General features: G+C 46.0%; 11 protein-coding genes. All 11 read right to left on the bottom strand.

Annotated features, from left to right (window positions below; genetic code table 11):
- Positions 1–124 precede the first annotated feature (124 nt).
- Positions 125–319 (bottom strand): 30S ribosomal protein S21, encoded by a 195-nt coding sequence (gene rpsU, locus DQN70_RS05390; protein WP_023937364.1) that lies wholly within the window; start codon positions 317–319, stop codon positions 125–127.
- A 252-nt stretch (positions 320–571) separates the two neighbouring features.
- On the bottom strand, positions 572–1,327 hold the full coding sequence (locus tag DQN70_RS05385; protein ID WP_023937366.1) for a succinate dehydrogenase/fumarate reductase iron-sulfur subunit: 756 nt from the start codon (positions 1,325–1,327) through the stop codon (positions 572–574).
- A gap of 24 nt (positions 1,328–1,351) precedes the next feature.
- Entirely contained in the window at positions 1,352–3,292 is a 1,941-nt protein-coding gene (locus DQN70_RS05380; RefSeq protein ID WP_023939336.1) for a fumarate reductase/succinate dehydrogenase flavoprotein subunit, read from the bottom strand.
- A gap of 35 nt (positions 3,293–3,327) precedes the next feature.
- Positions 3,328–4,002, bottom strand: coding sequence for a succinate dehydrogenase cytochrome b subunit (locus DQN70_RS05375; RefSeq protein WP_036887456.1), 675 nt, complete (start codon positions 4,000–4,002; stop codon positions 3,328–3,330).
- A gap of 516 nt (positions 4,003–4,518) precedes the next feature.
- Positions 4,519–6,111, bottom strand: coding sequence for a right-handed parallel beta-helix repeat-containing protein (locus tag DQN70_RS05370; protein ID WP_145980604.1), 1,593 nt, complete (start codon positions 6,109–6,111; stop codon positions 4,519–4,521).
- Between the two features lie 70 nt (positions 6,112–6,181).
- Entirely contained in the window at positions 6,182–6,694 is a 513-nt protein-coding gene (locus tag DQN70_RS05365; RefSeq protein ID WP_023939333.1) for a DUF4294 domain-containing protein, read from the bottom strand.
- A gap of 301 nt (positions 6,695–6,995) precedes the next feature.
- A complete protein-coding gene (locus DQN70_RS05360; RefSeq protein WP_023937374.1) occupies positions 6,996–7,628 on the bottom strand; it encodes an O-methyltransferase in 633 nt (210 codons plus the stop codon).
- A complete protein-coding gene (thiL, locus tag DQN70_RS05355; RefSeq protein ID WP_023937376.1) occupies positions 7,625–8,662 on the bottom strand; it encodes a thiamine-phosphate kinase in 1,038 nt (345 codons plus the stop codon). Before thiL ends, DQN70_RS05360 begins: the two co-directional genes overlap by 4 nt.
- Positions 8,663–8,669: 7 nt before the next feature.
- Entirely contained in the window at positions 8,670–9,791 is a 1,122-nt protein-coding gene (gene lpxK / locus DQN70_RS05350; protein ID WP_023937378.1) for a tetraacyldisaccharide 4'-kinase, read from the bottom strand.
- A gap of 15 nt (positions 9,792–9,806) precedes the next feature.
- Positions 9,807–11,582: a signal peptide peptidase SppA gene (gene sppA / locus DQN70_RS05345; protein ID WP_052512522.1), complete on the bottom strand. Its 1,776-nt coding sequence runs from the start codon at positions 11,580–11,582 to the stop codon at positions 9,807–9,809.
- Between the two features lie 52 nt (positions 11,583–11,634).
- Positions 11,635–12,468, bottom strand: coding sequence for a transglycosylase SLT domain-containing protein (locus DQN70_RS05340; protein WP_023937381.1), 834 nt, complete (start codon positions 12,466–12,468; stop codon positions 11,635–11,637).
- Positions 12,469–12,474: the final 6 nt, after the last annotated feature.

Raw genomic sequence — 12,474 nt, 5'->3', positions numbered from 1 at the left:
GAAAACAAAAAAGCCATGCCAAAACGATGTTTTGGCATGGCTTAGAGTAGTAGGATATGCCTCCGTCCAAAGCTCCTCTCCCAGTAAGGAGTAGCTCAAGGAGGCTATAACGCACAAAAAGGGCTTATTGCTCTTGTGCCTCTTGAAGCTTCTTCACATAGATAGCTTTCTGCATTTTCTTACGCTTGATCACGGAAGGCTTGGTAAAAGCCTGACGTGCACGAAGTTCACGAATAGCACCTGTTCGTTCAAATTTTCTCTTAAATCTCTTCAGAGCTCTTTCTATGTTTTCGCCCTCTTTGAGTTGTACTACAATCATATTCCTTCTTGATCTGTTATTTATTTGTTTTTATTCTTAATCTTTCTGCTTGCGCTCAAATTTCTCGCAAACTTACAAACATTCTTGCAGCTCGCCAAATACGGTGAGAGGATATCCCACTCCTCAGTCCCACTTGTAAGAGGGAGATAGCTTCGATCTCACAAGCTCGAAATAAACAAGGAGAAACAGAGAGGGGGAAGTCTATGGGAAAACATCGACCTCCCCCTCTCCGAACTTCCACTCCAGATAATATCAGTCTCTCAACTTGGCTACCAAGAACTCTCTATTGAGACGAGCAATGTTACTAATGGATACATTCTTGGGACATTCCATTTCGCAAGCTCTGGTGTTGGTACAGTTGCCAAACCCCAATTCATCCATCTTAGCCACCATTGCTTTAGCTCGTCTGGCGGCTTCTACTTGCCCTTGAGGCAGGAGTGCCAATTGACTCACTTTGGCCGATACAAACAGCATAGCTGACCCATTCTTACAAGCAGCAGCACAAGCTCCACAGCCAATACAAGCCGCGGCATCCATAGCTTCGTCTGCCTTCTTCTTTGAAATGGGGATTGCATTAGCATCAGGGATACCTCCAGTATTAACCGAGACAAAACCTCCGGCTTGAATGATCTTGTCATATGCTGAACGGTCTACCATCAAGTCTCGTATCACAGGGAAACCGGCAGATCTCCAGGGTTCAATCATGATAGTATCACCATCATTGAAGCGACGCATATGCAACTGACATGTGGTAATGCTATCATCCGGCCCATGAGGATGTCCGTTAATGTAGAGTGAACACATGCCACAGATTCCCTCGCGACAGTCGTGATCAAATACAACTGGTTCTTTCTGCTCACTAATGAGTTTTTCATTCAGTACATCGAGCATTTCAAGGAAAGAACTTCCTTGGGAAATATTCTCCAACCTGTATGTTTCGAAAGCCCCTTTCTCACGCGGACCTTTCTGTCTCCATACTTTGAGTGTGATATTGATATTTTTGTCCATTACTTTAATGTTGAAAGAGAGGGGTTAATTCTTATAATTACGCTGCTGACGCTCCACAAACTCGTAGTCGAGAGATTCTTTGTACATGACCGGATCTTTATCTTCCCCTTGGTAGGCCCAACAAGAAACATAGCTGAAAAGATCGTCATGGCGCAGGGCTTCACCTTCTTCTGTCTGGTGCTCAAGACGGAAGTGTCCGCCACAACTCTCCTCTCTGTCGAGCGCATCGTGTGCCATTAACTCTCCAATCTCAATAAAATCAGCCAAGCGAAGAGCCTTCTCCAGCTCTACATTAAGCTCATCTGCCTTGCCGGGTATGCGCACTGACTGCCAAAATTCTTTCTTGAGTTTTTTAAGATCCTCAATTGCCTTCTGCAAACTTTCAGCCGTACGGCCCATACCAACAAAATCCCACATGATATGCCCCAGACGTTTGTGTATGCTGTCTACAGACTCATTGCCTTTGATACTCATGAGTTTCTCTATCCTTTTCTGGATAGCTTCTTCGGCTTGCTTAAATTCAGGCAAATCGGTACTAAAGCGTGGCACCCGTATCTGATCTGCCAAATAATTCTGTATCGTGTATGGTAATACAAAATACCCATCAGCCAAGCCCTGCATCAAAGCCGAAGCTCCAAGACGGTTGGCACCGTGATCACTAAAGTTAGCTTCTCCTATGGCAAACAAACCGGGGATTGTGGTCATCAATTCGTAGTCTACCCAAATCCCACCCATTGTATAGTGGATGGCAGGGTAAATCATCATTGGAGTTTCGTAGGGATTGTCGTCCACAATCTTCTCATACATCTGGAACAAATTGCCATACTTCTGCTCCACCACATCTCGTCCCAAACGCTGAATAGCGTCTGCGAAATCCAGATAAACGGCCAGACCAGTATTGTTTACCCCAAAACCCGCGTCACAGCGTTCTTTGGCAGCACGGCTGGCTACGTCACGTGGCACAAGGTTACCAAAAGCAGGATAACGACGTTCCAAATAATAGTCACGATCTTCCTCTTTTATCTGTGTCGGTTTGAGCTTGCCTTCTCGAATAGCCTTGGCATCCTCTAATTTCTTGGGAACCCAAATACGTCCATCATTACGCAAAGACTCCGACATAAGAGTCAGCTTGGACTGGAACTCTCCATGCACCGGAATACAAGTGGGGTGAATCTGTGCCATACAAGGATTGGCAAAGTAGGCTCCCTTCTTATAGCACTGCCACGCTGCGGAACCATTGGAAGCCATCGCATTTGTCGAAAGGAAGAATGTATTGCCGTATCCACCTGTAGCAATCACCACTGCATGGGCAGAGAATCGCTCTATCTTACCTGTAACCAGATTACGAGCAATAATACCGCGAGCGCGCCCCTCTATAACTACCACATCGAGCATTTCATAGCGAGTGTAGAGCTTCACGGCTCCTTTGCCCACCTGACGGCTCAAAGCAGAGTAAGCTCCGAGCAAGAGTTGTTGTCCCGTTTGACCACGAGCATAAAATGTACGGGATACCTGAGCTCCACCGAAAGAACGGTTATCCAAAAGACCTCCGTACTCACGGGCAAAGGGAACTCCTTGAGCAACACACTGGTCTATAATAGAGTTGGAGACCTCTGCCAAACGATAAACATTGGCTTCCCTGGCACGGTAGTCTCCTCCTTTGATCGTATCATAGAAAAGACGATAGACCGAGTCCCCATCATTCTGATAGTTTTTGGCTGCATTGATACCTCCCTGTGCCGCAATAGAGTGTGCACGACGAGGTGAATCCTGAATACAGAAATTGAGGACATGAAAACCCAATTCTCCAAGGGAGGCAGCAGCACTGGCACCAGCCAAACCAGTACCAACCACAATCACATCCAAACGACGCTTATTAGCCGGGTTTACCAGCTTCTGATGATCTTTATAGTTACTCCACTTCTCGGCCAATGGACCGGCAGGGATTTTAGAATCAATATTCATAACACAATTATATTGTAGGGAGTGATTGATTTAATTTAGAAGGCACAGCTGCCATCAGCACAGCAGTTTAGTATCAAAAAGTAGATAGCTGTGACGAAGTAGGTAAGCATAATGAGAGTTGCTATGATGATACCGATGGTTTTCAGTCGTTTATACCAGATACGATTGTTCCAACCGATTGTCTGGAAAGCAGACCAAAATCCATGAGTAAGGTGGTACCATACAGCTGCAAACCAGATCAAATAGCAAGCTACAATCCACGGATTGGAAAAAGTCTCTTTGACCAATTCATATCCGCGTGCCGAATGCATTCCTCGCCATTCCTGCAATTGCATATGCTGCCAAAAATGTGTGAGGTGAAAGACAAGCACGCCCAAAATGATGACACCAAGAACAAACATGTTCTTGGCATTCCAGGGTACAGGAGTCTTGGAACTTGTCCCATAGCGATCGTTTCCACGAGCTCGACGATTCTGTAGTGTCAGTACACAAGCATAAATGATGTGAATCACGAACCCCAAAGCCAGCACTGGCACCATTACCTGTACTGCGGGGTTAGTCCCCATGAAATCGCAAGCTGCATTGTATGCCTCTTCGGAGAAGACTGACACAAAGTTAATAGCTCCGTGCAGCGTGAGGAATGTGATAAGGAAAAGCCCGGAAATACTCATCACCAGCTTTCGCCCTATCGAAGACTTTAATAACCACATAGATGAATTAATTTTTGATTTTATGTTTTCGTCGTTTATATGATTCACACCATTCCCTGTTATACATGCGCCTCTTCTCTGTCTTGGATATTTCTCCAAAACAACCTGAGAAGCCTGCACAATCCACCTCACAAAGATAGGCTAAATAGGTATAATCCTCAAGCCCAAAATACCCAAAAGAGGGGATGCATACTGCGGTAACAACAACAATAGCTCAATAGCCCCAAAACGAAGACTCTGAGAGACATTCCGAAGTGAGATTTTTCCAGATGTAGTTTGCTTGTTTTTACAGAAGGATTTGCAATGCTTCTCGTAATGGCTCGAAAATCTCTTTGAAAGGAAGTTTCGCAACTACCCCCGAAAAGTGATGTAAGATTTTGAAGCCTCTTACGTAAGATTTCGAGAGTGCACTTACATCATAAGTACAACTCACGATAACCCTTTGCTTATGGGTTCTTCAAAACACCTCTTGAAAGGTCAGTAAGTAAAGTTTTTAATCAAAAGGGTGCAAAAGTCTCACTTCTCTGCAGACTGCTCCGGCTCATAGCAACCTGCCGTGGGGCTTCCACTCCGCGCTACCCCGGTTCTATCCACTGGCCAAGTGTCAAGAAACATCCCTTTGCCTACAAATGGGGCTGTCGGGAAAGGTCGAAAATCATAACGGAAATTCCGTTCAGGAACGGGCTTATTGTCGTACCCAAGGCTCAAATAATAGCGGTCTTTCTTGAGGTCAGCTGGCTTATCATCCTTCGGCAATAAACAATCTTTCATTGCTGAATTGACATGATAAGCCTCTGGGATACGCAAAAAGCTATGACTTATGTGAATGCTTTGCCCCAAGGCCGTAGAGTCGACCAAACGCAAGATGAGTTCTCCCATATTATCGTTAGGAATGGAGCCGGGCGAAACTCGAGTGGCTCGAGAGCCATCCACCACGGAGCTAATCATCTCAAAGCTGCTACCAGGCGTTGGTAAAGGTTTCTCTATCGGATTTCCGGCCTCATCATGGCTGATCACATCTGTGTACAATATGGTCGGCCCTCCTCGATTGTCCCAAGGATAGAAGTTGACAAAACTGCACGAACGAATCAAACAAGAAGAACCATTCAGCAAGAGCGAGGTATTGAGCGTGTTGGAAATCTCACTATTAGACAACTCCAATCGCCCTCCTTCGGCCACCAAGCCATAACCTTTTATATTAGAGACAAGACTGTTCTCCATTGTCAGTATCATCTCTTCCGGGCTTCGTACTCCATCGAACACAATACCATTGACAGCATTGCGCAACTCACAATAGGTCATTCGATTTCCATGGCTGCTCTTACCAAAATATACTCCACCCCACTGACCAGGCACTAATGGATAAGGTAAATCTTCAAGCAATCGATCCTGCCTCTCTCCTTCCATACGAATGGGAGTTGTTCGTTGTCCCTCAGCAATCAATCTCCCATGAATACCCATGTAAGCCTTAGGATAGAAGCACAGCCGCCCCCCTCCTTGTATGGTAAGTGTAGCTTGAGAAGCCACCACAATACTATCTCGCACGAGCAGAGGTCTCTTCAGAGAAAGTGTAGTGTCTCGCTCTATGATTAAGGCTCCCACCCGATCAGCATTCAAGCGAAACCCTCTGAGGAGGACGGAAGATTGTACTCCTCGACATTCGACCAGCAGTTTGTCGGTAATCTCTCCCGGAAGATCGTCCTCCCCTTCCGGAAAAGTCGCTTCTACAAAGACGTACATACTATCACCCGGAAGAATGATCATGGAAGGAAAGCTATCTCCGCTGCGCCCATCTACATTGATTCGATATCCTCTATTACCCGACTCCAAAGCAATCCGATCTAAACGGATACTACTCTTATTTCTGTTGTAGATCTTCAACTCATGAGTAGCTGAGCTCAATCGACTAAAAAGCGTATCAAGTAACACCGTATCAGCCGAGAAAGAAGGCTGATCTTGAGCAGAATGACTGATACGCTCAAAGTCATCCCGGCAGGAAATCGGGCCAATCAGACTAAACAAAAGAATGGCCCAGACCGATATCTGACCAAAACAAAAACGAAAAAAGTGACCTAAGCTCTTGGAGTAGCAAATTTGTATTCTATTCATTCTTATAAAATCATTGGGGAGTACGACAACTTCTATTCCGAAAAAGCTGTCCAAATCGAACTCAAAAAGGTCACAATCTGCCAAGCTCTATCAATTGAACTATACGCTCGGTAACAGCATCGTCAGCATTGTGTACCGGATCATATTCCGTCTTGAGGCTGGCACCGAAAAATCCGGCAAAAACATTCCACCACATGGCTTTCCAACCACCAAAAAAGGAGCGTACGATATTGTAGCTAGATTGGTTACATTGGCGTGAAACAAGTTTTATCAAAAGTTTCCCCTGCCTTAGAGTCAGTTGTTTCATTTTGGGTTTGTATCTCTTCATCAAATCATCCTCAACCCTTTTCAGGTGCTTCTGCCTTACTTTTTCAGTTGGCAACGTCTCCATATATTCATACGTCTCGATCAGTTGACTTGCAATGTCTTTGGCATATGGCAATGTCTTGCGCACATCACGTATTCTGCGCCAAAGTTCATTGCGCTCAGCTGGGGTGAGAGGTTTGTACTTGTGCTCTGTCACAATCAAATTGGGGAGAGCCGTCATGAATAGAGTATCCGAACCCTCGACTATCATCATCATTATCGAATCTCTGCTGATCGGACGCTCGAAGTGGCCCTGCGCAAGAAGTTGGTTTGTCTGTAAAAACAAAAATAAGGGCAGGGCAAAAACGAGACATTTCAAACAACTTTGATTCTTCATAGGCTCCATACTTAGCGTGCCGACAAGCCTATTGCCGACTGTACAAATATAACACAGAAGAGAACACCAAAGGTTCTCTCAAGATTGTCGTATGACAAGGTTTCTCCAAAACATAGGTTCAATGTTGAGATCTGTAGAAAAATCTCTTCAACCTATAAACAAGCCTCCTCTTTACAAAGACTCATAACTTGTAGATCAGAGAGAGGCCATCACGCAAGGGTAAGATTACCTGTTCTACACGAGGATCGGAAGCAATATATTTATTGAATTGGTCAATCCCCTTTGTTTGAGCATCTTGAGGCATTGGCTCCTGCGCCACTTTGCCATCCCAAAGGGTATTGTCAGCCAAGATCAAAGCCCCAACAGGGAGCCTGTCAATCAAAAGGTCATAATAACGAATATATTCACGCTTATTGGCATCGATATAGACTAGATCGAAAGGATAGCATTCGACGAGAACAGGGATCAAATCCAAAGCATCGCCATGATGAATATGTATTTGACTCGCCTGGGGAGATTGGGAAACAAAACGATGAATAAAATCCAGCATCTCATCATCCGACTCTATCGTATGCAACTCAGCTTCAGGAGTTAAGGATTCGGCCAAACAAATAGCAGCATAACCGGTATAAGTACCAATCTCCAAAACATAACGAGGACGGACAATGGAAGCTATTATCTTGAGCAAGCGCCCTTGTACATGGCCAGAGATCATCCGAGGGCGCATCAACTCTACATGAGCCCTACGCTCCAGCGAATCCAAGAGTTGTCCCTGTGGCGAAGTATGCAGACGAATATATTCATCAATATTCATCGCTGTGGGTAAGCCTGCCAGCCTTGGGCCTGCAAAGTAATTTCCTTTTGATCTCGTGTCACCAAAGCACAACCAAGAGAGGCTTCTGTGACATGACCGATCAGGTGAATATCTTGTAGGTTCTGGAGCTTGTCGGCCAAAGCAAGCGGAGCGGTGAATAGCAACTCATAGTCTTCTCCTCCATTGAGAGCAGCTGTCACCACATTGAGGTTAAATTCTTCGGCCATTAGTGCCGTCTGGTAGTCTATGGGAATCCTATCCTCATAGATACGGACACCTACTTGACTGCTGTGTGCTATATGCAAAAGTTCACTGGATAGCCCATCGGAAATATCAATCATCGAAGTTGGAAGTATTTGCTCTCTCCTTAGCATCTCTATGATGTCAATGCGGGCCTCTGGCTTGAGCTGGCGTTCTATCAGATACTCCTTCCCTTCGAATGCCGGCTGGAAATCTTCGCTTCTCTCCATCCCTTCGAATACGGTCTTCTCTCGCTCCAATAGCTGCAGACCCATATAAGCAGCACCAAGGTTTCCGCTTACGCATATCAGATCAGTAGGTTTGGCACCACTACGTTTGGAAATACGATCCGGTTCTAATTCACCAATGCAAGTAATAGAAATCGTGAGACCATTGAGAGAAGCCGTTGTATCCCCCCCCACGAGATCAACGCCATAAGCAGCACAGGCAGTGCGAATACCGGAATACAACTCCTCCACCTGCTCAACCCCAAAACGAGAGGACAGACCTATCGCTACAATGATTTGCCTTGGCTTGGCATTCATGGCTACAACATCGGAGAAATTGACCACTGCCGCCTTGTATCCAAGGTGCTTAAGTGGAGTATAGGTAAGATCGAAATGCACTCCCTCCAGCAGAAGGTCTGTTGTCACAACCGTTTGCATCCCCTGTGGGTAAGACACCACGGCCGCATCATCTCCACAACCGAGAATGCTACTCGGCTGCATAAGCTCAATATCCTGAATAAGTCGATCAATAAGACCGAACTCACCGAGTGTAGCTATGTCAGTCATTGTATGGTTAAATATAGGGACTTGTAGGTTTTCGGTAAAAATCTCGGATATGATTCAGCACAATCTGATCCATCGAAATTGTGGCATATTCGCGAAAAACAGTATGTATAGGCAAATAGTACAAATTGGAAACAAGAGCAGGGCTAAGCAGATGTCGTATATCAGACAGTCTCTGCGCATCCTTTTCCGTACAAATAGCAATTGGATATTGAGAAGAAGGAGTGCTCCCCAACACTGAGCCAAAAGTCCTATTCATAAGATCGGCATCTTTGGGTCCGAACCGATGATGATCGGAGAAAGACAAAGTCTCAACCTGCGGTATTTTATGCTTTATCTCACGGAAAAACTTCGTTGGATTGGCAATTCCCGCAATGGCCAAAGCCCTGCCGCTCATGTGCGTGAGTTTTTGTATGGAGGGGGTTGTTGGGAAAACCCGAATCGGAGTGGAATAGCCCACCGAGGAGAAAAGCAATTTCTGGTGTGGATACAGGGCTAAGTTCCGCTCAATAATACTATAGTCAATCGGTTGCATATGTGCCGGACAACGAGTGACAACAACGACATCTGCACGATGTCTGGCATCACAGTTCTCTCGCAAACGCCCCAAAGGCAGTAAATCATCATGACAAAGAGGATGATCATGATCTGTGAGCAAGATAGAGAGGGAGGGTAACACGTAGCGATGCTGAAAGCCATCGTCGAGCAACACTACATTCGGCCGCTCCGATTCATCCAATTCCAGGAGGCGAGTAATAGCCCGCCTCCGATTGGCATCTACCACAACAGTAGTAGATGGGTATTTTTGTTTGATCTGCCTTGGTTCATCACCTACCTCCAATGCCGAAGAACTGACGTGCACAATCTGCAAGCCAGATGAGGAGCGCTTGTAGCCACGACTCACCACGGCTGGCCGGTATCCTTCCCGAATAAGCATCCCCAGCAAATATTCCACCATAGGAGTTTTGCCAGTGCCACCAATCCGAATATTACCAATACAGATAACAGGGATAGGATATTGCTCTTGCTTGAGTACGCCCCGATCAAAAAGGACATTGCGCAACCTGACCCCCCAGCCATAAACTACGGATAGAGGTTTGAGAAACATCGTTTCTATAGCAGGTTGCAGCATATATTTCTCTGTCTGTTAGTAGGGCCGGAAGCCTATCGGCAAAGCCGCCCGATAACCTGTCTGTTGGGTAGTGGTACGTAACTGTCTGAGTAATTCCAATTCTTGAGCAGAGATGGTGTAGCGCAATACAGCCTGGCGAATAGCCGTGCCAGTGTCACTGAACAATAGATCCAAGAAGTCAATCTTTGTCCTGCTATAATCAATCCCGAAGTCATCCACCTTAGCCAAAGCAGCGGCCTTGTCGATAGCTTGTTGCAAGCCTCCCAACTCATCCACTAAACCGAGTTCCAAAGCTCGCTCTCCCAGCCAAACGCGCCCTTGCCCTACGCTGTCCACGGCAGACTTACTCATCTTTCGCCCTTCGGCCACTCTGGATATGAACGTGTCATATCCCTGCTCCACATGGGCCTGAATCAAAGCTTTTTCGTCATCCGTCATCGGCTCGAAAAGCATTCCCATATCAGCATACTTAGCTGTCTTGACTACATCGGTGGTGATACCTACCTTTTCTGCAATACCTCTGAAATTGGGGAACATACCGAAAATTCCGATCGAGCCGGTGAGTGTCATCGGCTCGGCGAAAATATAGTCCGCCGCACAGGATATATAATATCCACCCGAAGCAGCCAAGTCCCCCATGGAAACAACAATAGGTTTTTTCTTCTTCAGCTCGACCACTTGCTTCCATATTACATCCGAAACAAAAGCACTCCCTCCGGGAGAATTGACACGGAGAACAACGGCTTTCACCTTATCATCCTGAGCAGCTTTACGAAGCTGGCGAGCTAATGATTGGTTGATATTGTTTTCCATACTGATAGGTTCTGCCCCGCTGGTATCGGCTATCTCGCCCTCGGCATATATCACCTTGACCAAGTCGCTTGACTTGCCATGGCTCTTAGCTTTCTCACGGCTCATACGAGAGAGACTTACAAAATTGATCTCCTCATCCAATTTCTTCCCGATGCGAGCACGTAAGGCATCCTCCACGTCCTGTCTGTGAGCCAAAGAATCGACCAACTTCTCTTGCTCGGCCATATTGGCTTTGGAAAAGCTGTAGCCGGAATCGGCATAGCGTTGCACCTCATCCGGAGTAATACCACGAGCTCCAGCCACAGTATTTTTGATGTGGCTCCAAAGGCCATTGGCATACTCCTCTATTTGTCTGCGGTTGGGTTCGCTCAACTTGCTGAGCATGAAAGGCTCGACAGCTCCTTTGTAGGTCCCAACCTTGAATATCATCATTTCTACACCGAGTTTTTGCAAAGCATCTTTGTAGAACATCGTTTGTGAAGCAATACCATTAAGCTCCAACGAACCCTGTGGATGTAAATAAATCTTATCGGCAACAGATGCCAAATAGTAGCCTTTTTGAGAATAAGCATCAGCATAGGCTACCACAAATTTGCCACTCTCCTTAAAGTCTTCGATGGCCTGACGCAAAACCCCTATCGAAGCCAAGCCTGAACCAATACCTTCCGTATTGATGTATATCCCCTTGATCTTATCATTCTCCTTGGCCTTCTTAATGGCAGAGACTGCGTCTGTGAGAGATACAGAGACATTCTGTGAAGAGAAGCTGAGCAAATTATTAGTCATCACAATTTCGGGCAATGAACTCAAATCAATCTTGAGTACAGAATTTTCCGTCAGAGCCGACTCTTGCGGAGTACTGATACTGATACTTGCTATCAGACCAAAAAGGATAAACAAAGACAGGCAGCCCAGAATAATTCCGGCTGTAAGCACTCCAAGAATGGAGGCGAAAAACATTTTGAAAAAATCTTTCATTGTCTAATGCTGGGTTAGCTATGTCATTAACCTACTTATCAGGCAAATATAACTAATTATTGAAATTATCTTCTTTTCTTTTTCTTTCGGTCAGGATCCTCATCAGCCAAGAGTTGAGACTGTCTGCCAAACAGATAGAGGAGTGCCTCAACACCCACCCCTGCCTCAATCCCACAGATATGGGTACACTACAATCGATCTCCGGCAACAAACGGATGAGTCGAGAAACTTCCCAGTCCGAACAAATGGTGGCTGCAATATTCCCCTCTGCTACCCGGATAGCGAGTTGCTCAGATCCATAGACGGGGTCCTCCACAATGCGAAAATTATTCCCCGTTTCCTCAGACAAGTGACGCAATACAATGCCTACGGACGAAGCTCGAGGGAGCACTACAGAGTCTATTCCCTGTCCCAGACGATCGGATGCACTGCGGTCTTTTCGTTTCACAAGATACAGAAGGCCATGGTGTATAGGCTCTAAGTAGCGATACCGTGTGCTATCTATTTGTGTGGTCTGCGCCACAGGCATTGCTATCACATCTACTCGACCGCTGCACAAGTCGGCCAAACTCTCCGCCCAACTACCAGCCAGAAGCACATTCACCTGCCAGCCAGAGATTTGCCTCAACTCACGAGCAACTCGATAGACAGCCCCGACTGTACTGTCGCCCTCGATAGAATAGTTCAGTCCATCGTAAGCAGTCAAGATATTCAGTTCACCACGCTCCGCTATCTGCTCGTAGTCTCGCTCGATGCAATCTGACTCGACAGATTCCTTGACAGACTTTATCCGATGTCCGATAAAGAACATACACAGCAAAACTGCGAGCAAAAGCCCCAAATAGAGGATAAAAGAAAGAGGCTTGCCACGATATCTCCGCTTCATGGACGT

The sequence above is a fragment of the Porphyromonas crevioricanis genome (assembly GCF_900476255.1).
Classification (GTDB): domain Bacteria; phylum Bacteroidota; class Bacteroidia; order Bacteroidales; family Porphyromonadaceae; genus Porphyromonas; species Porphyromonas crevioricanis.
This window is presented reverse-complemented; position numbering and strand designations above follow the sequence as displayed.